The organism is Allocatenococcus thiocycli (genome assembly GCF_921292965.1).
Taxonomy (GTDB): Bacteria; Pseudomonadota; Gammaproteobacteria; order Enterobacterales; family Vibrionaceae; genus Vibrio; species Vibrio natriegens.
In genome coordinates, this window is sequence record NZ_CAKLCK010000015.1 from 38,719 (window position 1) to 62,451 (window position 23,733).

18 protein-coding genes are annotated in these 23,733 nt (G+C 46.9%); 6 read left to right on the plus strand and 12 right to left on the minus strand.

All coding sequences use genetic code 11. From position 1 onward, the window contains the following. Positions 1-5 precede the first annotated feature (5 nt). The 5 genes from ppsA to acsA all read right to left on the minus strand — a co-directional run bounded on the left by ppsA (position 6) and on the right by acsA (position 7,788). Positions 6-2,420, minus strand: coding sequence for a phosphoenolpyruvate synthase (gene ppsA / locus L9Q40_RS06095; protein WP_498792687.1), 2,415 nt, complete (start codon positions 2,418-2,420; stop codon positions 6-8). Positions 2,421-2,482: 62 nt separating this feature from the next. After that, the gene (locus tag L9Q40_RS06100) at positions 2,483-2,728 is read right to left on the minus strand and encodes an acyl carrier protein (RefSeq protein ID WP_498792689.1); all 246 of its coding nucleotides are present in this window, start codon (positions 2,726-2,728) and stop codon (positions 2,483-2,485) included. Further along, entirely contained in the window at positions 2,725-4,035 is a 1,311-nt protein-coding gene (locus L9Q40_RS06105) for a dihydrolipoamide acetyltransferase family protein (protein ID WP_498792691.1), read from the minus strand. The genes L9Q40_RS06100 and L9Q40_RS06105 overlap by 4 nt, the downstream gene beginning before the upstream one ends. Positions 4,036-4,048: 13 nt before the next feature. Continuing rightward, complete coding sequence (gene pdhA, locus L9Q40_RS06110; protein WP_491843510.1) at positions 4,049-6,055, minus strand: pyruvate dehydrogenase (acetyl-transferring) E1 component subunit alpha; 2,007 nt, start codon at positions 6,053-6,055, stop codon at positions 4,049-4,051. Beyond that, entirely contained in the window at positions 6,052-7,788 is a 1,737-nt protein-coding gene (gene acsA / locus L9Q40_RS06115; protein ID WP_498792692.1) for an acetate--CoA ligase, read from the minus strand. The genes pdhA (L9Q40_RS06110) and acsA overlap by 4 nt, the downstream gene beginning before the upstream one ends. A gap of 304 nt (positions 7,789-8,092) precedes the next feature. Between acsA and L9Q40_RS06120 the strand changes: the two genes are divergently transcribed. Beyond that, positions 8,093-8,782, plus strand: a complete 690-nt coding sequence (locus L9Q40_RS06120) for a phage tail protein (protein ID WP_020334973.1) — start codon at positions 8,093-8,095, stop codon at positions 8,780-8,782. A gap of 4 nt (positions 8,783-8,786) precedes the next feature. Then, complete coding sequence (locus tag L9Q40_RS06125) at positions 8,787-9,749, plus strand: tetratricopeptide repeat protein (protein ID WP_498792694.1); 963 nt, start codon at positions 8,787-8,789, stop codon at positions 9,747-9,749. Positions 9,750-9,812: 63 nt separating this feature from the next. Here the strand turns inward: L9Q40_RS06125 and L9Q40_RS06130 are convergent, their stop codons facing one another. Together L9Q40_RS06130 and L9Q40_RS06135 are read right to left on the minus strand one after the other, a co-directional pair. Next, entirely contained in the window at positions 9,813-10,286 is a 474-nt protein-coding gene (locus tag L9Q40_RS06130; RefSeq protein WP_498792696.1) for a heme-degrading domain-containing protein, read from the minus strand. A gap of 10 nt (positions 10,287-10,296) precedes the next feature. Continuing rightward, positions 10,297-11,340, minus strand: coding sequence for an oxidoreductase (locus tag L9Q40_RS06135; protein WP_498792698.1), 1,044 nt, complete (start codon positions 11,338-11,340; stop codon positions 10,297-10,299). A gap of 329 nt (positions 11,341-11,669) precedes the next feature. Between L9Q40_RS06135 and L9Q40_RS06140 the strand changes: the two genes are divergently transcribed. Beyond that, positions 11,670-12,449, plus strand: coding sequence for a DeoR/GlpR family DNA-binding transcription regulator (locus tag L9Q40_RS06140; protein WP_440878632.1), 780 nt, complete (start codon positions 11,670-11,672; stop codon positions 12,447-12,449). A 91-nt stretch (positions 12,450-12,540) separates the two neighbouring features. Here the strand turns inward: L9Q40_RS06140 and L9Q40_RS06145 are convergent, their stop codons facing one another. From L9Q40_RS06145 to pdhA (L9Q40_RS06165), 5 genes are all read right to left on the minus strand, one after another. Then, positions 12,541-15,369 carry an AMP-binding protein gene (locus tag L9Q40_RS06145; RefSeq protein ID WP_498792701.1) on the minus strand — a complete coding sequence of 943 codons (2,829 nt, stop codon included), beginning with the start codon at positions 15,367-15,369 and terminating at the stop codon, positions 12,541-12,543. 93 nt (positions 15,370-15,462) lie between these two features. Then, positions 15,463-17,124 (minus strand): electron transfer flavoprotein-ubiquinone oxidoreductase, encoded by a 1,662-nt coding sequence (locus tag L9Q40_RS06150; protein WP_498792703.1) that lies wholly within the window; start codon positions 17,122-17,124, stop codon positions 15,463-15,465. Between the two features lie 201 nt (positions 17,125-17,325). After that, positions 17,326-18,474 (minus strand): dihydrolipoamide acetyltransferase family protein, encoded by a 1,149-nt coding sequence (locus tag L9Q40_RS06155; RefSeq protein ID WP_498792705.1) that lies wholly within the window; start codon positions 18,472-18,474, stop codon positions 17,326-17,328. Next, positions 18,471-19,454 (minus strand): alpha-ketoacid dehydrogenase subunit beta, encoded by a 984-nt coding sequence (locus L9Q40_RS06160; RefSeq protein ID WP_014234327.1) that lies wholly within the window; start codon positions 19,452-19,454, stop codon positions 18,471-18,473. The genes L9Q40_RS06155 and L9Q40_RS06160 overlap by 4 nt, the downstream gene beginning before the upstream one ends. Further along, the gene (gene pdhA / locus L9Q40_RS06165; protein ID WP_498792772.1) at positions 19,447-20,541 is read right to left on the minus strand and encodes a pyruvate dehydrogenase (acetyl-transferring) E1 component subunit alpha; all 1,095 of its coding nucleotides are present in this window, start codon (positions 20,539-20,541) and stop codon (positions 19,447-19,449) included. Before pdhA (L9Q40_RS06165) ends, L9Q40_RS06160 begins: the two co-directional genes overlap by 8 nt. A 669-nt stretch (positions 20,542-21,210) precedes the next feature. Here pdhA (L9Q40_RS06165) and L9Q40_RS06170 point away from each other — a divergent pair. The 3 genes from L9Q40_RS06170 (at position 21,211) to yegD (ending at position 23,689) form a co-directional block, all read left to right on the plus strand. Further along, complete coding sequence (locus tag L9Q40_RS06170) at positions 21,211-21,531, plus strand: DOPA 4,5-dioxygenase family protein (protein ID WP_014234325.1); 321 nt, start codon at positions 21,211-21,213, stop codon at positions 21,529-21,531. A 106-nt stretch (positions 21,532-21,637) separates the two neighbouring features. Then, positions 21,638-22,264, plus strand: coding sequence for a hypothetical protein (locus tag L9Q40_RS06175; RefSeq protein WP_020334964.1), 627 nt, complete (start codon positions 21,638-21,640; stop codon positions 22,262-22,264). Between the two features lie 72 nt (positions 22,265-22,336). Continuing rightward, a complete protein-coding gene (gene yegD, locus L9Q40_RS06180; protein ID WP_498792708.1) occupies positions 22,337-23,689 on the plus strand; it encodes a molecular chaperone in 1,353 nt (450 codons plus the stop codon). The last annotated feature ends 44 nt before the right edge of the window (positions 23,690-23,733 follow it).

Sequence of the window (23,733 nt, forward strand, 5' to 3'; positions counted from 1 at the left end):
TTGCGTTACGGTTTGTTGGCTTGAGTAATTTCCTGTTCCGCTTTGGCAACCACTGTACAGCCTTTGGCGAATGAGTCTGGGTTGAGTGAAATTGAATCAATGCCACAAGAGACGAGAAACTCAGCAAATTCAGGGTGATCAGAAGGTGCTTGCCCACAGATACCGACTTTGCATCCTTTGCTGTGTGCGACATGGATGACTTGCTCAATCAGGCTTTTAACCGCGTCATCTCGGGCATCAAACATCGGTTTCAGTTCCGCTGAATCGCGGTCAATGCCGAGCACTAGTTGAGTTAAGTCGTTACTACCGATAGAGAAGCCATCAAATCGCTCTGCAAATCGGTCGGCAAGAATGACATTGGATGGTATCTCGCACATTACATAGACTTGCAGCCCGTTTTCTCCTCGTTTAAGCCCTGCTTCCGCCATTACTTCCAGCACTTTGTCGGCTTCACTGACGGTACGACAGAATGGGATCATCACGATGATGTTATCGAATCCTATCTCTTCTCTGGCTTTTAAGATCGCCTTACATTCAAGTTGAAATGCTTCTTTGTAACGAGGATGGTAGTAACGTGAGGCTCCGCGTAAACCGAGCATCGGGTTCTCTTCATGAAGCTCAAAGAAATCCCCGCCAAGCAAGCCACGATATTCATTTGATTTAAAATCAGACATGCGCACAATGACTGGCCTAGGGTATTGGCTTGCGGCTATTTTACTGACGCCAAGGGCGAGGTTATCGACAAAATAATCCGCCAGTGTATCAAACCCTTCACACCGTGTTCTGATTTGGTTTTCGACCTCATGATCGGTGATTTGCTCTGGGTGTAACAGCGCCATCGGGTGCAGCCCTATATGGCTGGATATAATAAATTCGATACGGGTTAAACCAATTCCAGCAGTAGGTAGTTGCCACCAGTGGAAAATACCATCCGGCATGGCGGCGTTGATCATGATTTTCGTTTTAGTCGAAGGCAATGCTTTGAGATCAATCTCTTGCGTGGTGTAGCTGACTTCGCCTTCATAAACCTGACCAACCGCACCTTGAGCACAACTCAATGTCACCAGTTGTCCTGATTGGAGTTTCTGTGTCGCATGTTCGGTGCCGACAATCGCAGGAACTTTAAGCTCTCGGCTGACAATCGCCGCGTGACTGGTTGGCCCACCTGAGTCGGTGATGATACCAGCCGCTTTACGCATTAACGGCACCCAGTCCGGATCGGTGCGCTCAGTCACCAGAATGGCTCCCTCAGGAAATGAGTCGATATCATCAGGAGACAGCACTGTGTAGGTTTGGCCGATTGCGATAGCACCGCCGACACTGGCGCCTTCAAGCAACACTGGTGCGGAGGTTTTTTCCAGCTTATAGTTGACCAACAGAGCGGCATCTCTATGGGATTCCACAGTCTCAGGCCTTGCCTGAACCATATACAATTGCTGGGTGAGGGTGTCTTTTGCCCACTCCATGTCCATAGGGCAGCCATAATGACGTTCGATGATCACCGCCCACTTGCTCAGTTGCAATATTTCGTCATCACTCAGTACCAACTGACTGCGTTCTTCGCTACTGGTTGGCAGGGTAATGGTTGGCTGAGTGACGTTTCCTGACTCATTGAACTGCATTTTTTCCAGTTTGTTACCGAGCTGTTTTTCAATGATAGGGCGTTTGTCTGATTGCTCAAGCAGAGGTTTATAAACCATAAAGCGATCCGGCGTGACCGAGCCTTTAACAATGGTTTCACCTAAACCCCAACTACCATTAATCATGACCACATCCGGGAAGCCGTTTTCAGTATCCAAACTGAACATAACCCCTGCGCACTGTGATTCGATCATCTGTTGAACACCAATGGATAAAGCAACTTGTTGGTGCTCGAATCCTTGCTCTTGACGATAAACAATGGCGCGGTCGGTATAAAGGGAAGCGAAACATTGTTTGCAAGCTTCAAGGACTTGTTGATCACCACGAATATTCAGATAGCTTTCTTGCTGACCAGCAAAACTGGCTTCAGGGAGATCTTCTGCGGTGGCGGAGCTACGAACGGCGACGGAAGCTGAAGGCACACCAATTTGTTCGCATAAAGCGTGGTATGCATCTAAGATCGCGTTCTCTTGCTCTGGGGTAAAGCTTGCCTGACTGATTAGGGTGCGTATGTTCCTACCGGCTTCCGCAAGGCTGATCTCTTCGCGATTCATCCGGTTGAGAAATTCGCCAATTGGCCCGTTCAGTTCATTTTGCGCGAGAAAGTCGCGGAAGAACTGCGCGCTGGTGGCAAAGCCGTCTGGTACCCGAATACCGCTCTCACTGAGTTGGCTGAGCATTTCACCTAAACTGGCATTTTTGCCTCCGACGAGGCTGACATCTGTTTTATGAAGCTGTTGATAGCGATATATCAACGGTTGCGCGTTTTGTGTAGACATAGTCAGCGTCCTTTGTTCTGTTTAAAGGGCTGTCTGCCGTCATTGGCGCGATAGTGCTGCGCCTACTGACACCTTTCTTGCAGATAGCTTTTTAATTGGTTGTAACTGCGTACTTGGGTGTAGTCTCCTTCCGGGATACTAACGCCGGTACTCTTTTTCAGAGACGCGAGGAGATTAAGAAAATCCATCGAATCCAGATTGCACTCTTCGCGCAAATCTTCATCAAGGTCGATTTCGTCCATTTCAATTTCCGGTGCGATGTGTTTTATCGCTTCGGCAATCGTGGTTGGTATATTGATATTGCTCATAAAGCCTCCGGATGTTGAAGTTGCTTCGCCAATGCTTGCAGAAAACGAGCTCCTGTGACGCCGTCACTTACACGATGGTCAGCGGCTAGTGTGACGGTCATGATTTCTCCGACTTCTATTTGATTCTCTCTTATTACTGGAGCCTGACGCTGGCGGGCAAGACCAATGATCGCTACCTGAGGTGGGTAAATCACACCAGTAATACTGTCGGCTCCCCGTTCTCCGATACTGGTTACTGTTATGGTGGTCTGGCTAATCTCGGAGCTGCGAAGTCGTCCGCGTCGGCTACGCTCTGCCAAATCCCGTAGTGCATCCATGGTTTGATCCACGGACAACTGGTCCGCATTGAGAATGCCCGGAATGACTAAACCGCCTTCTCGCAGACTGATGGTATTACCGATATTCACCTCCTCAGAGGGGGTGAAGCGACCGTCTTGATAAAATCCATTGAGATCAGGGAATTTTACCAACTGACGGGCGATGGCGTTGAGAATAACGGCGGGTAGCAAAAGCCGTTGCTCTGGTTCACGTTGTTGATTCTGTTCCGCCAGCCAGGTTTGTACTTTAGTCAGGTCAATGTCCAACGCGAGATAATAGTGGGGAATCTCTTTTTTCGAGCGACTCATGGCATCACTAATTGCTTGCCGCATTGGTGATACGTCTTGTCGTACTGATTTTGTTTTGTCAGTAGGTGGCGGTGTTTGTGAATCGGCGTCTTTAGGTAAGTCTCGTAGGAGAACGGCACCATATGGACCACTGCCAGTTAACGTCGAAAAAAGTTCAATGCCTGATAGATGCGCCGTTTTTCTTGCGACTGGCGATGCGTACTGCCGTTGTTGGTTTTCAGAAGGCGAGGTCTCTGAAATGTGTTTTGATAGTTCGGGTTCAGTTACGGTGTCACGTATTGGTTTTGGCTCATTAACTGAAGTTCGGGCTGTTTTAGGCGCAATGTAAGGTGGCAATTCTTCTGCTTCGGCTACAGGCTGTGATGTATCTGCTGTTGTTGATACTGGTTGTGTGTGCTCAATATCATTGGAAACAGGGGTGTCGCTTGCCATTCGAGCTATAACACTACCAACCGGCAGTTTGATGTCCGGCTCTATCAGAAGCTCTGTGATGGTGCCCGTATGGTAAGACTCCATATCTATCGCGCCTTTACTGGTCTCAATTATCGCAATGATGTCACCTTTTTCTACATGATCGCCCGGCTTTATTTGCCACTCCATCAGCGTACCTTCGCGCATGTCGGCACCAAGTGCAGGCATGGTGATATCAATTAAGGAGCCATCGCGCGTATTGTTTTCCATGAGCTGATACTCCTCATTTATTCTGCCAATCGGGCGACATAAAGGTTGCCTTTGCTGCGCTCACGATTTTTTCCACTTGCGGAATGGCGGCCTGTTCTAAATGGTGAGGGTAAGGTATTGGCACTTCTTGTGTACAAACCCGGCCGACTGGGGCATCGAGTTGCCAAAAGGCGTTTTCCATAATGATTGCGCTGACTTCACCAGCCAGACTTCCGGTATACCAACCTTCATCAATGATGACAGCTCGATGAGTCTTCGAAACACTGGCAATGATGGTGTCGGTATCCAAAGGGCGGAGAGAACGCAAATCAATCACTTCGGCGTCGATGCCTTCGGTTTCTAGCTGATAGGCGGCTTGTAAGGTTTTACCAAGGTTGCCGCCATAGGTAATGAGTGTAACGTCTTTACCATCCCGACGAACCAACGCTTTATCCATTGGCGCATCAGGTGCTTCCGTAATTTGACCTTCTTCATTGAGCAGCATGACATGTTCAAAAATGATTACCGGATCAGGATCGGCCATTGCCTGGTTGAGCATGTAACAAGCATCATTGTGGGTTGCTGGGCTTAACACTTTTAGACCGGGTACATGCGCATAGAAATTCTCCCAGCTGTGTGAGTGTTGTGCAGCAAGCTGTTTACCTGCACCACAGGCCATACGAATGACGATAGGAACATTAAACTGACCTCCGGACATATGTTGCAAAGTCGCGGCGGTATTAATGATCTGATCCATGGCGAGCAAGCTAAAGTTAACGGTCATGACTTCTATGATAGGGCGCATGCCACCCAGTGCGGCACCGACACCGACACCGACAAACCCCGACTCACAAAGCGGGGTGTCAATGATTCGGTCAGGACCAAATTGTTCAAGTAATCCTTTGCTGACGGCGTAGCAACCACCATAACGACCGACGTCCTCACCCATTAGGAACGAGCGTGGTTCACTCATTAGAACGTCATTGATCCCAGCACGAAGTGCTTCTCGGTAGGTCATTTTGTCAGGTGCTTGGCTACAAGGTAGAGGTTCTGGTGGTGGCTCGCCTCCCGGACTGTGCACAAAACGGGTAAGTTGTTCGGTGGGTTCTAACTCACCATTTTCTGAGAAAGTGATGGCTTCACTGATTTCTTCGGCAATTTTAGCTTCAATATCAGACAGCTCTTGATCCTGAAAGTGGCTGTTTTTTTGCAGCCAATGGATGAGTTGCTTCACTGGGCCTTTTTCTTCCCAAAGGGCGACTTCACTTTTATCCCGATACAATTGCGTATCGAAACTTGAGTGGCCGCGGAATCGGTAGGTCTGACACTCGATAAAATACGGTTTTTTCTGCTCGCGGACGTAATCAACCGCTTCACAGGCTGCGGCTTCTACATCAACCACATTCATGCCATCAACTTGAGTGGATTCAATGCCATAACTTCTGGCTTTTTGTGAAATATTGGTGTTTGACTCAGAGAGCGCTAAAGCCGTGCCCATAGCATAACGATTGTTCTCACAAATAAACAAAACCGGAAGATCCCATAGAGCTGCGAGGTTAAGGCTTTCATGGAATTCGCCTTCAGCAACAGCCCCTTCACCAAAAAAACACACCGCAATCGCATTTCTCTGCATTTTCTTATTCGCAAGCGCGAGGCCGGTCGCAAGAGGCAGACCACCACCTACGATGGCGTTACCTCCGTAAAAGTTGTGATTTTTATCAAACAGATGCATCGAACCACCACGGCCACGGCTACAACCATTCGTTCGACCATACATTTCTGCTAAAACACTACCCATGCTCATGCCTCTGGCTAAGGCGTGCCCGTGTTCGCGATAGGTTGCGACGATCTGGTCATCTTTATTAAGTGCAGACATGACACCGACAGCGATGGCCTCTTCGCCAATATACAGGTGCAAAAATCCACGAATTTTCTCTAGTGCATAAAGCTCCGCGCATTTTTCTTCAAATCGACGAATTCGTAGCATCTGCTCTAGCTGTTTGAGCAAATGTTCTCGATTGATATGGAGTCTTTTGTTCATTGTTCATCACTCTCCAAAGTCGAAATATCACCTTCAGGCAAGCCCAGCTCTCGTGCTTTAAGTAAGCGACGCATGATCTTGCCACTGCGTGTTTTTGGCAGGTTGTTACGAAAGACGATTTCTTTCGGTGCGACTGCGGCGCCAAGGCGTTTGCGAGCTAAACCAAGCAGCGATTGCTGAAGTTCTTCATCTGCGGTCACATTAGGTTTAAGCGCGACAAAGGCTTTGACGATTTGACCTGCAACAGGATCGGGTACGCCAATCACACCAGCCTCGGCGACTGCTGGGTGTTCCATGAGGGCACTTTCTACCTCGAAAGGACCAATCAAGTGGCCAGAAGATTTAATAAGGTCATCTTTACGCCCGACGAACCAGAAATAGCCGTCTGAATCTTTCATCGCGAGATCGCCGCTGAGGTACCAATCGCCTTTAAAGCAGGACTGATATTTTTCTTCTTGATTTAAATAGCCGCGAAACATAGAAGGCCAGCCGGATTTGAGCGCGAGTTCTCCGACTTGCATTGGCTCGGTTTCTTCACGTAGGGAACCGTCATCGTTTTGATTCACAATGCCAGCTTCAATATCGGGAAGTGGTTTGCCCATTGACCCCGGTTTGACCGGCCTCGAAGGAACATTGGCAATCATGATCCCGCCAGTTTCCGTCTGCCACCAGTTGTCATGAAATGGCATGCCAAAGACTTTTTCACCCCATTCAACCGCTTCAGGATTCAGTGGTTCGCCAACGCTGGCCATAAAACGTAAACGAGACAAATCGAACTGCCTAGGCAGCGCTTCACCTATTTTCATCAACATACGAATTGCAGTAGGGGCGGTATACCAAACGGTCACACGTTGATCCTGTAAGATCTGATACCAACGTTCAGCATCAAACTCGGCTTCGTCAATAATCATGCTTACGCCCAAACAGAGTGGGGCGATAATGCCGTAAGTGGTGCCCGTTACCCAACCTGGATCGGCAGTACACCAATAGATGTCATCAGGTTTTAGATCTAACGCGTAAAAGGCTGAATTAATATGATGCTGTACGGCCTGATGAACATGGATGACACCCTTAGGTTTTCCAGTTGTGCCGCTGGTAAAGTGAAGTAGCGCCATATCTTCAGGCTGTGTAGATTCGCAAGGGTGTTCAGTGTTCGTATCAGCCATCATCTCGTGATAGTTGTAGCATCCGGGTTCGCCATCAGCGCCACCATCAATCAGCAATACCGCTTTAATATGATCCAATTCCCGCCACCAGCCTTTGAGTTTTTTCCGGTATAAACTGCGAGTGGTAATGACGACATTCGCCGAGCCAATCTCCATTCTGGAGCGGATAGGCTCGGGGCCAAATGCTGAAAAGAGTGGAGTAAACACACAACCGGCTTTGAGGGTTCCTAACGCCGCAATGTAGAGTTCCGGTCTGCGACCCGCAAGGCTGAACACTCTGCTACCACGAGGTAAATCGAGTGTAGATAATAGATCTGCAAAGCGGTTAGTTTGCTCACTCAGGTCGCGGTAACTGAAGTCAATGACCTCGTTGTCTTTACTGATCCAACGAATAGCCAGTTTATTATGTTCCGGTTGGGTAAGGTGTCTATCTAATGCCTCGAAACCTATGTTTAAACCGCCTTCGCTCAAACCTTTAAGCAAAGGAGGAGAGAGCACAGCGTTGCGTGGATCTAATTGCAGGTTGGCATTGTCCGCTAGCGTTTGGTGAAAAATTGTTTTAACCATAATTTGGCATCCCGCACAAAAGTGAACGATTTCCTGATTAGGGAAATAAACCTGCTAAAAGTATGGTTTATCGCAGTAAGTTTGCCACCGAGTAATTAAGTTTTTACTAATGTTTTGAGCTAGCCCAATTCTCTGCGTAATAGGTGTATAAAACTGGGCCAGTTGGCATGCCAATTCCAAATTTAATCTATACTGTGAGGATTCACTAATAACAAAAACATCAGTAACAATTCATGAACTCATGACGCTATCCATCATTCCAATGATTTTTGCTTCCTCACCTTTTTATTAAAGGATTCGGATTATGAAAAAGTTCACAAGAAAGCTGCTGGTTACTGCGTGTGTATTACCATCATTAATGTTCGGTTCTAATGCGCTAGCTTGCAGCGGCGATGGCAACCAACTTCTTGGCAGTATGTGTGCATTCGCCGGTAATTTTGCTCCGCGCGGATACACCTTAGCCCATGGTCAGATTTTGTCGATCGCACAAAATACAGCGCTGTTCTCTATTTTAGGTACGACCTATGGCGGTGACGGACGCTCAACGTTTGGTTTACCTGATACTCGAGGTCGTGCACTCATCGGATGGGGAAATGGTCCAGGATTGACTAACTATCCACTTGGCTCCCGAGGAGGTACTGAGTCAGTCATCCTTTCCGAGGCTCAAATGCCATCTCACTCTCATACAGCATCGACGTTGATGTCTGGTGATATAGATATTGACGGTGTGATCGATCTTCACGCATTTAGTGGCAAGTCAAACACAAAAAGTCCGGCTGGTAATGCGCTTGCCGGGGCAAAATACGCGACTGAGACTCCGGATGTCGCGATGAGCCCGGATTCGATTTCTTTTAGTTTTGTCGCGGAGAATAACCTGACGGCTTCGACAACAGTATCGAGTGCTGGTGGGAGTCAGTCTCACGAAAATCGCATGCCATATATCGCAATAACCTGGGTCATTGCGCTTCAGGGCATTTATCCATCGAGAAATTAAAGACATGCTAAACGTCACCCTGATACGACTTGCTCTGCTTACCCTAAGCTTGGCTTATCCGTCGTTTTGCGTTGCAGAAAAGCAAGATAAGGAATTGGCACAAGCGTATCAGGCACTCGCCAATGGAGACTATACAGAGTCGTTTGAAATTTTTACTCGCCTGGTAAAAGAAAACTCCGCTGAGGCACATTTTGTCTCAGCCTTGTTTTATAAGCATGGGTGGGGAAAGGTAGAGCAAGATCCTGATAAAGCTTGCGAGTTATTTTTGTATGCTGCTGAAAAAGGAATCCCTGTCGCTCAGCAAGAATATGGCTATTGCGCAATGAATAACGCCTCAGACAGTGCAAATGAACGGCCTGACGATTGGTTTAAGCTGGCGTATGAAAATGGTGTCTATGAAGCAGCCTGTGATATCGGTCGTTTATATTTGGGCACTAGCTGGCAGGAGCAAAATTTGTCACAAGCAATAGAATGGTGTCTGCGTGCAGCGGAGAGAAGTGCAGTCAAAGCTCAGGTAACACTGGGTGATATTTACATCTCCTATTCGGAAGTATTCAATTTAGAGCGGGTAGAGTTTTGGTATACGCAGGCAATAAACAATGGCTCTGGGGAGGCCGCTTATAAACTTGGAACTCTCTATCTTAGAGTTGTCGGTCAAAAAGGTGGCGATGACCACGCCAATAATAAAGCCCTTTATTTGATGGAACTCGCCTCATCTCGTCACATCGAAAAAGCCTATGAGCCGACTGCAAAGATGTATTGGAAGAAGTTGCAAAATAGCTCCCATGATAGCTCTAAACTGTTGGCTAAAAGCTATGTATGGGCAAAAGCGGCACACCAAGTTAATCCAACGACTGACACGGCCCGTTTCTTGGGTGAAATTGAAAAGGAGTTACCAAGACAATGGAAGGAGGAGTTAGATTTTCAAGTTGAACAGTTTAATGAAAATGTTCCGCAATTTAAGTAGAAACGGCGAAGAGCCGGCGACGTTATGTCACCGACTATTTAGCCAATCGAACCATCACGATCTTTATGGCTGAGAATGATCTAAATGCGCTCTCAGTACCTCAATCACCATGTTGTGGTCTTCTTCTGACGGTAATCCAGATACAGTGATCACACCAACAAGTCCACTTCCTTTGATACGAATAGGAAAGGCACCTCCATGGGCACAGTATTCTCTCGCATCGATATGAGGCTGACTGTCAAAGTCACGTTGCTTAGATGCATTGTAATGACCAAGATAATGAGAGCTGTGACCAAAGCGCAGAACAGATTGACGCTTGCGCTTTGCCCAGTCTTGCTTGTCTTTGGTGCTGCCTTCCATTGCGTAACTAAACAGCACTTGTTCGAACGCGTACACTTCGATAAAAACGTTAGCAGATCGTTCCTCCGCCGCCGATTTCAATGCGCCGCCGAGTTCCCATGCAGTGCCATGATTAAAATGAGTTAACTGTAACTCCGCTTCTTGCTCTAGTAGCTCTGATAAAATGCCTTTACTCATTTCCTTGTTCTCACACATTCTTAATTGGTAATTTTTGACCCAAACGGCAGCTTTCCATCGCTAGTTCAATCAGCTTGATGTTCCATAGCGCATCTTCAGCGGAAACAGGTGGAGCCGTTTTATTACGAATTGCGTCCGCCATTTGTAAGAAGTAGTGCTGATAGCCACCTTGCTCGGTGACCACGGCTTCACTGTTATCGGCATTATAAAAGTAGCCATAATTATCAGGAGATTCATCTGCCCAGTCAGGGCTGGTGGGCTCAACACCTTCTATCAGACGTGGTTCCTGAGGGTCTAAGCCTAGCTTTTCGTAGCTACCTTCGGTCCCTTTCAGGGTAAAACGCTTATTTGGTCCGGCACTAAAGAGATCACCATGGACAATAGCTAAGTGATTAGGGTAGTGCATGACAACATCAAAATAATCAACATTTGTCGAGCCTTCACGCATCATCTTACATTCAGCGCTGATGGCATCAGGAAGTCCGAAAAGCTCAAGTGCCTGATCAATTAAATGCGAGCCTAAATCAAACAAAATGCCACCACCGTCTGTAGCCTGTTCACGCCAGCGTTGACGCACTTCAGGTCGGAATCGGTCAAAGTGTGACTCAAAATGTCGGAGCTCACCAATGCGTTTTTCTTCAATTAATTTCTTAACGGTTAAGAAGTCACCATCCCAACGACGGTTATGATAAACACTTAGAATGAGGCCTCTTTCTTTTGCGAGCGCAATAAGTGCCTCACCATCCGACACATTGGTCACGAATGGCTTTTCAATGATCACGTGTTTGCCGTTTTCAAGGGCTTGCTTAGCGAGATCGAAGTGCACATCGTTTGGCGCGGTAATGATGACCAGTTCTGCATCCGAACTTGAGAGTAAATCTGACGCCGAAGCATAATGCTGTGCGGTAGGCCAGTCTTTGGCTACCGCCTCGCCATTACTGGTACTGATGGCAACGAGATCGAATTCAGCTAACGCGCTCACAAATGGGATATGGAAAGTTTTGGCTGAAAACCCGTAGCCGATAACCGCGGTTTTGATTGGTAATAAAGTCATAAATTCAAACTCTCAATTGGTGGATTACATGACGTCCGAGCCGTTTATTCGGAATTACATCACTCGGATGATCTATCACCTTTGGCTACAACATCACTTATACACTACGCGCTAATGCTTATATTCACGTACTAATGCGCATGTAAAACGCGTATGTAAAACACAAATACTGCACGTTTGCTTACGTATATTCAAGCGTTAAAAGCGATGTCCTGTGTATAAATCGCATTGAATCACGTATAAATGTAAGTGATTTTACGCGTATTCAAGTGTTTAACTTCGCGTGAATACGTTACACTCATACAAAACTAAGCAAAGTGTGATTGTGAATGACGCAAGAAGAACGTTTGATAGAGATAGAAGCTCATATAAAAAGTACAGGTAAAGTTACGATAGAAGAGATTTGCCTTAAGTATGACATTTCTTACGATTCAGCCCGAAGAGATCTGGTTAAACTGGCTGACCATCCGGGAATATTGCGCATCAGAGGCGGCGCAATTCTGGATGATAAAAAGGTGACGATTTCCTTTAATCAGAGATCGAAATCCAACCCGATAAAACAAAATCTGGCTGCATTTGGAGCATCACTTATCAAAGAGCATGACATCGTATTTTTAGACGCTGGCACCACTTGTGCCGCGCTGGCGTATCATCTCAATGAGCCTTGCAGTGTGATAACAAATTCACTTGAGGCGCTTAGTGAACTTCAGGATAAGGCTGGTATCAAAAAGTGTGTGCTTGGTGGAACGTTTGATGACTTTTCTCACGCCATACTCGGCGATATGACCATTCAACAGATCAGAAAATATCAGGCAAACAAAGCGTTTATTGGTGTGAGTGCTTTATCTGAATCGGGAATCACAACTGACTTAGAGACGGATGCCAACCTAAAGCTGGCGATGGCAGATCAATCTACTCAGGTTATCTGTATTGCGGAAGACAGTAAGTTCAATACCCAACTGATGTTCCAATCCTGTTTGTGGTCAGATATCGACTTTGTCGTGACTAATCGTCGACCTCCCGAGAATATTGCGAAGAAAATGCAAGACCACGATGTCGAACTTATAGTACTGGATATAGAATCAGAATCTCAATCCGTTACTCTCTAGTTTAAAAAAAACAATCAGTTAGAGCAGCTTAAGGCAATCAGTGAGCCTCGTCAGGCACGCCGCAATTCACGACTTTTGCTGCAGGTATTGGCTAACTGCGTGCCATATCTGGCTCACCACAGCGGGTGAGGATCTCTGATCGGGCTTTATCGCGAAGTTCAAGCGCTGCGTTCCAGTCATTACCATTGGGGAAGAGTGGTTCACCAATGGTTACACTGATGTCGCCTCTACGTGGGAAAAGAGAGTTACCTCTGAGTTTAGAGCGCGTGCCACATAAGGTAATCGGGATGACTGGCACTTGTGAGCTTGCGGCAGCAATAAATGCGCCCATATGAAACGGATGAAGGCCAGACATTCGATATAATGTTCCTTCAGGAAAGACGACCATTGGCTGACAGTCTTCAGCTTCAAAAGCCAGCCTCTTAGCGTCCACAACGCTTTTTTCTACATCAAACCGTTCAACAAACTCCGTGCCGAGTTTGCTTAAGAAAATTCTGGTAAATGGATTATTGAGTAACTCACTTTTTGCCACAAACCGACAAGGCAATTCTGAAACTGCGACGATCACCAGCCCATCAAGATAACTACAATGATTCGCGACAAAAATACAGGGGGCATTTGCTGCTGGTAAGTGTTCCTTTCCTTCGATGGTGCACTTTGTGCCAGTAAGTCCCATGAGTGCTTTGGCACCAAACTGGGCTATCTTCCAGCACATGGCTTTGTTGGGTAAGACGGCAACAAGTAACCAGACGATAGGAGCAAGTATTCCCAACACTAACCACGAATAGGCCGCGTACCCGATGTCTAAAAGGATTCGCATGTATTTTCGCAGTTGCGGCATGATGCCCGCTAAGGCGAGATTCAGGGTTTGTAACCACAAAGCCCGATGTTGCTTCGCAAAGGATCCACGTTCATGCAGATCTTTACACGCACTACGACGAATTTTCCCACTGGACGTTTTTGGAATGGAGTGAGGCGGGCCGATAATGACATCATCGACGGGATTGCCAAGTAGTTTTAGAGAGAGTTTGTTAATTTTACGCTTTAGCTGTTTTACTTTGTCTTTACTGGTTTCTCGGCTTTCCGCCAACACGATCAGTTTCTCCGTACCGGAGTGCGCGTCGTGGCTACCAAACGCGGCCACACAACCTTTGCGAATACCATCAATACTCCCTACCGCTTGTTCCAGCTCATGAGGATAGATATTACGTCCGGCTTTGATAATGATATCTTTGCTACGTCCGGTGATAAAAAGCTCGCCGCCTAATGTAAACGCGCGATCCCCTGTTACCAGCCAACCATCATGATATAGCGCTTTGGTTTTTTCTGGGTTTCGATAGTAACCCTGGGTGGCGGACGGGCCCTGAAACTCAAGTGCGCCTTCTTCTCCATCGGGTAATTCTTTGCCCAGATCATCAACGATACGAATTTGATGCTCGGGAAGTGGGTAGCCTAAGCCAATAAACGGAATGGTATCTTCATCTTCCTGTTGGGCGAGTACAGCACGACCAAACTGGCTTAACGATGCTCTTTGGAAATACTCAATACGCGGTTCGCGGACGGTCACTGGGAATGTCAGCCCGACCGAAGATTCCGCTAGCCCATAAACGGGCGACATGGTTTCGGGTTTAAATCCATACTTGGCGTATTTTTCAGAGAAGTTTTGGATCGATTGTGGACTCACGGGCTCTGCGCCGTTCCAGGAAAGTCGCCAACTGCTTAAATCGAGCCCTTCGAGATCGCTTTCCTTCACTCGAGAAACACAAAGCTCATAGGCGAAGTTTGGTGCGGGAGAGAGGGTACCTCGATGATGATGAATCGCCCATAGCCATCGCTGAGGTTTAGTTAAAAAAAGCAATGGCGACATGATCACTAGTGGGATCGCATGATACAAGCTACCAAGCCATGCTCCGATAAGTCCCATATCGTGGTAGACGGGTAGCCAACTTACAAACACATCGTCCGACTTGGCGTTAATGACTTTACCCATTGCGCGTATATTAGCGAGTAAATTCGCATGGGTAAGGGTCACGCCCTTAGGTACACCCGTACTTCCGGATGTGTATTGCAAAAAAGCAATATCGTCGGTTTTAGCTTCACCCATATCGGGGAAGCTGGTGTCTTTTTGCAAATCACTCGCGGTAACGACGGCATCAACAGACGGTACTTGTAATTTAAGTAAGTGGGCAACAGGTTTTGCTTCTGGCACCGTAATCAATAGTTTTGCCTGAGCGTTGTTGAGAATACTGGCGTGACGATTCAAATGATCTTCGACATGCTCAATTCGGGCTGGTGGATAAATGGGAACAGGCACCGCTCTGGCATAAAGTATCGCAAAGAAGCTGTAGAAGTAGTCGGTACAGGTTGGCAACATGATCGCGACGCAGTCGCCAGCTTCAACTCCCGCATCAATTAGCCCAGCGGAGATTTTGAGAGCTTGTTGTTTTAGTTGTTTATAGCTGACTTCTACCACTTCATCAGCGTTTTGATAAACGTAAAGATGAGGGCGTTTCGGGTGATGTTCCACATGCCAGTCAAGTAGCGCTTGTAGCGTTTTGACCTCAGTTGGTAACTGATGGACTGAGTCGAGTTTGATCGCTTTCGCCGACTCATCTAAGTAGGCTGTTTTATTTGATGATCCTGCCGTTAAAATCTCGCCGATAATATCTTCTGGTGTCGATATGCTGGACAGTGCGTGATCCGGAAGTGACACGTCGAAACGACTTTCTATGCGTGTGATTAGCTCAGCACGCGTTAGACTATCCAAACAAAGGTCATGGTCGAGGTCACTTTTTAAGTGAATAGAAACGGACGAGAGACCTTCGGGGTCTAGTTCAAGTTTTAGGTCCCGAACGATCTCTAACACAGTTTGCGCGATGTTTTCAGAGTCTCTACTTGTAGTGTCATTTTGGTCAGACATGCTGAAGCTTCCTGATCGAAGAAGAGTGCTGCTCGTTTTACTCTGTTATAAACGTTTTCCGTGCTTAAAGCTTAGACCACTCATCAAATGAGGTTACATATTCTGATAATTCGGGCCGCCTCCGCCTTCTGGCGTTTTCCAGGCAATATTTTGGAATGGATCCTTAATATCGCAGGTTTTACAGTGAACACAGTTTGACGAGTTGATCTGAAATGTGGTTTTTCCATCGACTTCAATCACTTCGTAAACCCCAGCGGGACAGTATCGCTGACTCGGTTCATCAAACATCCCAAGATTCACATCTATCGGAATGTGTGGGAATGTTAGAACGAGATGACATGGTTGATTTTCTTCGTGTTGCGTCCCCGACAAAAAAACGGAAGAGGGCTTATCAAAACTGATTTTTCCGTCCGGTTTAGGGTAGTGAATCGGATGACATTCACTGGTTGGTTTGAGCTGTTCGTGATCATGCGAATTATCTCGAACTTTCCATGGCAATGGCTTGTTAAACAGTGGTCGCCAAACATTATGCTCAAAGGTAGAAAGCGCACCTCCGAGCAGACTGCCAAACTTGTGAATATTTGCTCCGAAGTTGCGTGTCTCGACAAGCTCATCATACAACCATGACCCTTCAAATAGCGTTTGGTAATCAGGCTCAACTGAAGCCTTTTGTATCGCTTTGTCGATTGCTTCTGCTGCCAACAAGCCAGATTTCATCGCCGTATGACTGCCTTTGATCTTAGCGACGTTCAATGTGCCAGCATCACAGCCAATCAAAAGTCCGCCGGGAAATTGTTGTTTAGGAAGCGAAGAAAAGCCGCCTTTCGCCAGTGCTCTGGCTCCGTAGGCAACACGCTGAGCATCTTTGAGGTGCTTTTTAATCGCTGGATGGTGTTTAAAGCGCTGGAACTCATCAAATGGACTTAAGTAGGTATTGTCGTAGTTAAGGTCGACGATAAGCCCGACAGCAATTTGATTGTCTTCCATGTGGTAAACAAATCCGCCACCGGTCGTTTTCGTTTCACTCAACGGCCAGCCAACGGAGTGAATAACTTTCCCTGCTCGTTCCGCATCGCCATCAGGTAATTGCCAAATTTCCTTTATACCCAACGCGTAATGCTGTGGTTGTTTTCCTGAGTCCAAGCCAAACCGACTGATGAGCTCTTTACCTAAATGTCCACGGCAGCCTTCGGAGAACACTGTGTATTTTGCTTTTAATTCGATGCCCGCTTCAAAGTTAGCTTTTTGTTTCCCGTTTTTATCCAGTCCCATATCACCAGTCGTAATGCCTGTAACAGCACCGGATTGGTCGTAATTGATGCTCGCTGCTGCAAAACCCGGAAAAATCTCAACCCCAAGCTCTTCAGCCTGTTTTGCCAACCAACGGCAAAGGTTAGCGAGGCTAATAATGTAGTTGCTTTCATCGTTGTGCATCGGCTTCGGAGTAAGAGCATTAGGTACTTTGACATGGTTTAGTGATGTCGTTAGATAGAGAAAATCATCACTTGTCACGGACGTGGACAGTGGCGCTTCCATAGTTTGCCAATCTGGAAAAAGTTCATCCAGAGCACGAGTTTCAAATACGGCCCCTGAGAGAATATGGGCTCCAACTTCGGATCCTTTTTCTACCACACAAATAGATAGCGGATTGTCTTGGCGCTGCTGATTCATCTGAGCCAAACGACAAGCGGTACTTAAACCAGCAGGACCGGCACCTACGATCACGACGTCAAACTCCATAATTTCTCGTTCCATATCTCTCTGTCCTTTGATCAAGCTGAACTATGTTATTGTCATATAAAGAACTATAGCTCAGTTAACGTAAACGTGATTGAACGTGTTTGCTTATGTCAGAACGAACGTGACAGGAAAGACCGGGGGCGGGTTTCTAAGATGTTTATCAAAAGCTAAAACAAAAAGGCTTCCATCAAGGAAGCCTTTGAGATCATATCAAAGCTAGTTTCCACTTGGCCTTTGCAAATGCTCCGCAAGTACTTTGGTAAACCTTGCCGCTTCACCACCAGTACATGCACGGTGGTCAAAAGTGATGGATAACGGCATAACTTTAACCGCGACCGCTTTTCCGTCTCTTATCACTACGCGCTCAATGATACGGCCTGCGCCGACAATCGCGACTTGTGGCGGAGAAACGACTGGCGTAGCAAAAATACCGCCGATTGCGCCAAAGTTAGACAAAGTAATCGTGGCGTGTTGTAAATCTTCACGATTGATCTTTCTTTCGCGAATGCCTTCTACAGTTTGGTCGAGCCAGCGACGGACGTCTTTTGACTCATACTCATCGGCATGGCGAAGAACGGGTACGTACAGGCCATGACGACTATCCACAGCAACGCCGAGGTTTACAGTGGTATGAACACAGCGCGTCATGGTTTCTTCGTCGAACCAAGCGTTTAGGGCAGGCTCTTCCTGGCAAGCATGAACGATAGCCTGAACAAGACGAATACTGATGTCTTCACCTGAAGCCCAGTTTTCTAACAAGGCTTCTTCGGTGATAGTAACGGCTGCAACATTTTTGTGTGACTCTGCCATGGCGGAAACCATGGTTCGGCGCGCGCCTTTCAGCACTTCGGTGCCCGGACGTTGCTTGCCAGCTTCATCGTAGATATCAGAATCGATTATCAAGCCGTTTGGACCACTGCCAGAAACCGCGTTTAAATCCACACCGAGTTTCTTCGCTAAAAGTCGAGCAGAAGGCAGGGCAGTGATCAAATTGTTATTAGATGTACCGTCGCTGCTGCCTACCCAAAAGTCATCGACATTCACGTTTTGAGTTTGGTGCGACACATTACCGACCACAGTAGCCGCGTCTGCAGTTTGCCTTTTCTCAGCGGAGACATGATGCTCTGCACCGCTCTCATCGATTTCGAGAAGTAAGGCACCAATGTTGACGATATCGCCTTCTTCACCGTGGCGACTAACCACTCTGCCGGAATAAGGCGCCGGAACATCGACTGTTGCTTTGGCTGTTTCGACAGTAAGGATCACCTGATCAACTTCGACCATGTCACCCACATTAACGTGCCATTTTACAATTTCTGACTCAGCGAGGCCCTCGCCGAGATCGGGTGAGTTAAACGTCTTCATTTCCAATCCTCCACGAGTTCACGCGCTGCGTTCACAATGTCTTCTTCCTGAACCATAAAATAATCTTCGTTACGATAGTAAGGCATGATGGTATCCATTCCGGTAACCCGTTTCGGTGGCGCTTTTAATAAGCACATGGCGTGTTCGGCGGTGCGAGCTAAAAGCTCAGAACCAACACCACAAGTTTTACTTGCTTCGTGAACCACGAGCAGGCGACCAGTTTTCTCCAATGAGCGGAAGATGGTAGTGGTATCAATTGGCTTGATGCTGGCTAAATCCAGTACTTCGACTTCAATACCCTGTTTCGACAATGTCTGAGCTGCTTGCAATGACTCAACAACACAAGCGCCCCACGTAACTAAGGTGATGTCTCGACCTTTGCGTAACGTAAAACAAGTGTCCAGAGGTAATGCTTCACCATTATCAACCACTTCCGATTTTACGGTGCGATAGATTCTTTTTGGTTCAAAGAACATGACCGGGTCATTACTGCGGATAGCAGCAAGTAATAATCCGTAGGCGCGCTGAGGTGATGATGGGACGATGACTTTCAGCCCAGGTGTGTGGGCAAACAATGCTTCCACGCTTTCTGAGTGATGTTCTGGCGCGTGAATACCGCCACCAAATGGGGCACGGAATACGGCTGGGCAGGTGAGTCGACCGCGAGTTCGGTTTCTCATTCGAGCGGCATGGCACATTAAATGTTCCATCGCCGGGAAGACAAATCCCTGGAATTGAAACTCTGCGACCGGGCGCAACCCTTGTGTTGCCATCCCAACTGCAACGCCACCAATCAAGGCTTCGGCTAATGGCGTATCAATCACTCGCTTCAAACCGAATTTCTGTTTGAGGTTTACCGTAGCTCGGAATACGCCGCCGTTTTCGCCGACGTCTTCTCCCAGCACGACCACGTTTGGATCATGTTCCATTTCATGATGCAGCGCGAGGTTTACTGCTTCAACTAAAGTTAATTCAGCCATGTTTGCCTCCCTGCATGCGCATTGCTTTATTGATGAGTTCATCTCTTTGAGTATGAAGTTCTTGAGGAAGAGACTCATAAAGGTAATCAAACCCTGATTCAGGCGCTTGACTAGGCATATTCAGGTAACGTTTCACTGCTAATTCAACTTGTTGTTTGCACTCTTCGAGCCATTGTTTATCTTGTTCTTCGCTCCAGGCACCTTGGTTGATCAAGAAAGCTTTGAGTCGACGAACAGGCTCAAATTGCCATGCAGTCTGAACATCATCTTCGTTACGATAGCGGGTAGCATCGTCGGCGGTTGTATGGTCGCTGAGGCGATAGCTCACTGCTTCTATGAGTGTTGCACCTTTGCCTTTGCGGGCTCTTTCTAGCGCGGTCATAGTGGCGTCGAAGACTGCGACTACGTCATTACCATCGACGGTAATGCCCGGAATACCAGCCCCTTTTGCTTTTTCAGATAAAAACTCAGCGGCACATTGAAGGCTGCGAGGTACGGAAATCGCCCATTGGTTATTGTTAACAACAAACACGAGAGGAATGTTCCAAGCACCAGCACAGTTAATGGACTCAAGAAAATCGCCTTTGGAAGTACCACCGTCACCACACATGACAAGCGCTGCCTCATGGTTGCCCTGAATTTTCAGTGCTGAAGCGACACCAACGGCGTGGGTACACTGTGTGGCAATTGGGACACAAAATGGCAGATCCCGACTTGGTATCGGGCTACCTTCTGGTGCGAAATCGCTACCGCGTTCATCACCGCCCCAGTATTGCAGGTTCTTTTCCATACCAATACCACGACACCACATAGCAGGCATGTCGCGATAGTAAGGTACGAAGACGTCATCGGCTTTTAGTGCACGACCGACAGCGATCCCAATAGCTTCAGAGCCAAGATGCGAAGGGTAGGTCCCTAATTTCCCTGTGCGTTGCAAAGCAACAGCTTTATTATCATAGGTACGCGTTAATACCATATCACGGTAAAAACCGACCAATGTTTCTACGTCAGCCCAGTTGGGTAGTTGGCCGACTAGGTTCCCATGATGGTCGATAAACCGATGCATGGGTAATGCCTGAACGTTCATCTCAAGCTCCTTTTGACGCTGCGGGTCTTTTGGACTGCAGCTGTTCATTATCAAACCAAAGTTTGTATGGGTACTCAAACTTTGGCATCAGCGTAAAAGGTTATGCCTCAGGCTGCGTTTGTTTATGACCGTTATAATCCTTTCAGTCATTTATTGATTAACAATGTCGTGTTTGGGTAAAACACAAGGCATTGTTAATACTGCTACGTAACGCCTAACCCTTTTAGTCATACCAATCCGAGTAATTGTCTAATCACTGGGTTTGGTAATTCATCTTGGTATAACCAGACACCATAAGTGTAAACAAATTGTTAAAAAATGCTTTATTTTAACAATTATTCAACAGTAAAGTTTTGCTTACACCCCTGATATGTAGAGTAATATGCTGGTTTTTTCGTTCTGTAACGTCGAAACTTGAATCTAATCACTAGTTGTTGGGAACTATTTGCAACAAAATTAGGCTGTAAAATTTAACAAACTGGGCCATTATTATTGAATCTCGACGGTTAAGATGATGGGAAAAAGATAATTTCTTCCCTATAGAATGGAATCAAGGTAGTGTTGCGGCACATTGAAGCCGTTTCTATTCCAACCACTTGCGTAAGTAAGTGAGACGATTACTAAGACAGCATTACCTAAACTTAAGGTAGAGTGCATCATGGAGAAGTTATGTATCGCGCCCACGTTTATTTTCCATTGCGACAGCAAGATAAAGCTCAAGCGTTAAATGAGATCATTCGCCAGGAACGTCAGGATGTTCTCAGAGTTTGTCCTTTAGTCGGTCGTTTACAAGGCCCACATAAAATGCCGATGTTCGAGATACACCTAGAAACGCTGAGCGAAGAATTTATCGCTTGGTTAGATGTGATTCGCGGTGATTTCTCTGTACTGATCCGTCCGGTGAGTGAGCGAGAGCTGCTCGATTACACGGAGCATGCTATTTGGCTTGGTCGAGAGTTAGGTGTATTCGAAGAAAAATTGAATCAATAGTGACTAAGCAAACTGTTGTTCATTGATGAGTAAATAATAATAGGAAGTGCAGTTTACGTTCCAACGCCAAAGGCAGTGAAATCGACAAAATGAAAAGGGGAAGGGTATGCTGACAATACTCCTGGTCGCACTTGCACTGTATATTTTTTGGTTATTGTTTCGTAATGGCCCTGCATTTGACGAGCCAGTTCCTGCCAGAGAGCGAAGTTGGGTTGGCCCGACAGACAACGACGAAGAGTGGCAAGGTTACCGTAACGAAGTTTTCCAGCCATTCAGCTCCCAAACCTCCTTTTACGCTATCGCCTATTTCGCTAACTTTGTTGCAGCGGCTAACGCGATTTCCTGGTCCACCGTTTATGAGGGGGAATACCCCTTCATCATCAGCCGATTTGGCAGCTACTTTGCTATTAATACCTATGACTCGTTACTGGTGGCTGGATTTGTGGCGCTGGCCGTCTTTGTGATTAACTGGCAACTTGCGATGCATTGCGCAGGTATTCTCAGCCAATACCTGGTTCGTATTCTGATCATCAATCGAGCCCGCTTTGTGGCGGTAAGTTTGGTGTTCTGTAGCTACTTTGCTTATCTGCTCACAGTGGGCATTTTTTGGCTTTTCCATGATAGCTATTCCATTTGGCATGGGTTAAAGCTGACTCCGGTCTTCTTATTGTTAGCTTTCATTGTCGTTGTCGCTCTGCCATCTGCGAAAAAAGATCCTGAACAAAAACAATAACACGCTGTACAGTAGCAATTCATTCAGTGTTGAGTTAGCATTGCCGACCTTTTTTAGTCAGTGGGAGGATCCATGTTTATCGGCTTTGACTATGGCACTGCAAACTGTTCAGTGGCAAAAATGGAATCAGGTGAGCCAGTATTGCTCAAGCTTGAAGAGAGTAATTATTTCATTCCTTCCACGCTAGCGGCTCCGACGCGTGAATCGGTATCTGAGCATCTTTTTCGACATCGAAATATTAAACCGTTCGATCAGGTCGGAGAGCAAGTACTTCGCCGCGCAATCAACTTAAATCGCGAAGAGAGCATTGAACTGGAACCCGAAGATATCGATTTTGGCCAAGCGGCACTGAATCGCTATTTAGAAGATCCTCGTGACATTTACTATGTTAAATCGCCAAAGTCATTCCTTGGGGCGTCAGGTCTACGCGACGTGCAACTTGCCTTCTTTGAAGACTTGGTTTGCGCCATGATGGATAACATCAAATCGCAGGCAGAAAATGACGCTCAACAAACCATTACGGATGCGGTGATTGGCCGTCCGATTAACTTTCATGGCCGTGGCGGTGAAAAGGCCAATACCCAGGCGGAAGGCATTCTTTTAAAGGCAGCGAAACGCGCTGGATTTAACAATGTAGAGTTTCAATTTGAGCCTGTCGCAGCGGGATTAGAATACGAAGCGACACTTACCGAAGATAAGACGATCCTAGTGGTCGATATCGGTGGTGGTACAACCGACTGTTCACTGATTCAAATGGGCCCGTCATGGTCTGGTAAAGCAGACAGAACCGCGAGCTTGCTGGCACACAGCGGTCAGCGTATTGGCGGTAATGATTTGGATATTGCGATTGCGTTTAAGCAACTGATGTTCCCGTTTGGCATGGAAAGCAAAATGGAATCGGGCATCGTGATGCCGACGACTCAGTTCTGGAACCCAATCGCGATTAATAACGTCGAAGCGCAGAATGACTTTTATTCCCGTGACAACCTTGGAGCGTTAAAGCTGCTTCATAAGCAGGCGCAGGAACCGGAAAAACTTAAGCGTCTGCTTGAGGTTTATCATGAGTCATTAGGCTATAACATTGTTCGTCGCGCTGAAGAGGCGAAAGTCGCGCTTTCTGATGATGCTTCGTATCGCGCAGGTATTAACTTGTTGTCCGAGCTTATCGAAGTGGACGTAAAGCGTGAAGAAATGATTGATGCTATTCAGTCACCAAAAAATAAGATGACCGCATTGGTCACCGAAGCCGTCGAGCAAGCTGGTGTTAAACCGGACGCGATCTTTATGACGGGTGGTTCTGCACGTTCACCTATTTTACGCGATGCCGTGCAGTCGGTACTGCCTAATATTCCAGTGGTTAGTGGTAATTATTTTGGTTCGGTCACTGCTGGTCTGGCTCGTTGGGCCGAAGTGTGCTTTAAGTAATCGACAATCCGAAAAGAGCCCGACCAATTGGTCGGGCTCTTTGT

Bases quoted from the DNA above. Each gene is read 5' to 3' on its own strand.
- ppsA (WP_498792687.1), bottom strand. From the start codon at position 2,420: ATGTCTACACAAAACGCGCAACCGTTGATATATCGCTATCAACAGCTT.
- L9Q40_RS06100 (WP_498792689.1), bottom strand. From the start codon at position 2,728: ATGAGCAATATCAATATACCAACCACGATTGCCGAAGCGATAAAACAC.
- L9Q40_RS06105 (WP_498792691.1), bottom strand. From the start codon at position 4,035: ATGGAAAACAATACGCGCGATGGCTCCTTAATTGATATCACCATGCCT.
- pdhA (WP_491843510.1), bottom strand. From the start codon at position 6,055: ATGAACAAAAGACTCCATATCAATCGAGAACATTTGCTCAAACAGCTA.
- acsA (WP_498792692.1), bottom strand. From the start codon at position 7,788: ATGGTTAAAACAATTTTTCACCAAACGCTAGCGGACAATGCCAACCTG.
- L9Q40_RS06120 (WP_020334973.1), top strand. From the start codon at position 8,093: ATGAAAAAGTTCACAAGAAAGCTGCTGGTTACTGCGTGTGTATTACCA.
- L9Q40_RS06125 (WP_498792694.1), top strand. From the start codon at position 8,787: ATGCTAAACGTCACCCTGATACGACTTGCTCTGCTTACCCTAAGCTTG.
- L9Q40_RS06130 (WP_498792696.1), bottom strand. From the start codon at position 10,286: ATGAGTAAAGGCATTTTATCAGAGCTACTAGAGCAAGAAGCGGAGTTA.
- L9Q40_RS06135 (WP_498792698.1), bottom strand. From the start codon at position 11,340: ATGACTTTATTACCAATCAAAACCGCGGTTATCGGCTACGGGTTTTCA.
- L9Q40_RS06140 (WP_440878632.1), top strand. From the start codon at position 11,670: ATGACGCAAGAAGAACGTTTGATAGAGATAGAAGCTCATATAAAAAGT.
- L9Q40_RS06145 (WP_498792701.1), bottom strand. From the start codon at position 15,369: ATGTCTGACCAAAATGACACTACAAGTAGAGACTCTGAAAACATCGCG.
- L9Q40_RS06150 (WP_498792703.1), bottom strand. From the start codon at position 17,124: ATGGAACGAGAAATTATGGAGTTTGACGTCGTGATCGTAGGTGCCGGT.
- L9Q40_RS06155 (WP_498792705.1), bottom strand. From the start codon at position 18,474: ATGAAGACGTTTAACTCACCCGATCTCGGCGAGGGCCTCGCTGAGTCA.
- L9Q40_RS06160 (WP_014234327.1), bottom strand. From the start codon at position 19,454: ATGGCTGAATTAACTTTAGTTGAAGCAGTAAACCTCGCGCTGCATCAT.
- pdhA (WP_498792772.1), bottom strand. From the start codon at position 20,541: ATGAACGTTCAGGCATTACCCATGCATCGGTTTATCGACCATCATGGG.
- L9Q40_RS06170 (WP_014234325.1), top strand. From the start codon at position 21,211: ATGTATCGCGCCCACGTTTATTTTCCATTGCGACAGCAAGATAAAGCT.
- L9Q40_RS06175 (WP_020334964.1), top strand. From the start codon at position 21,638: ATGCTGACAATACTCCTGGTCGCACTTGCACTGTATATTTTTTGGTTA.
- yegD (WP_498792708.1), top strand. From the start codon at position 22,337: ATGTTTATCGGCTTTGACTATGGCACTGCAAACTGTTCAGTGGCAAAA.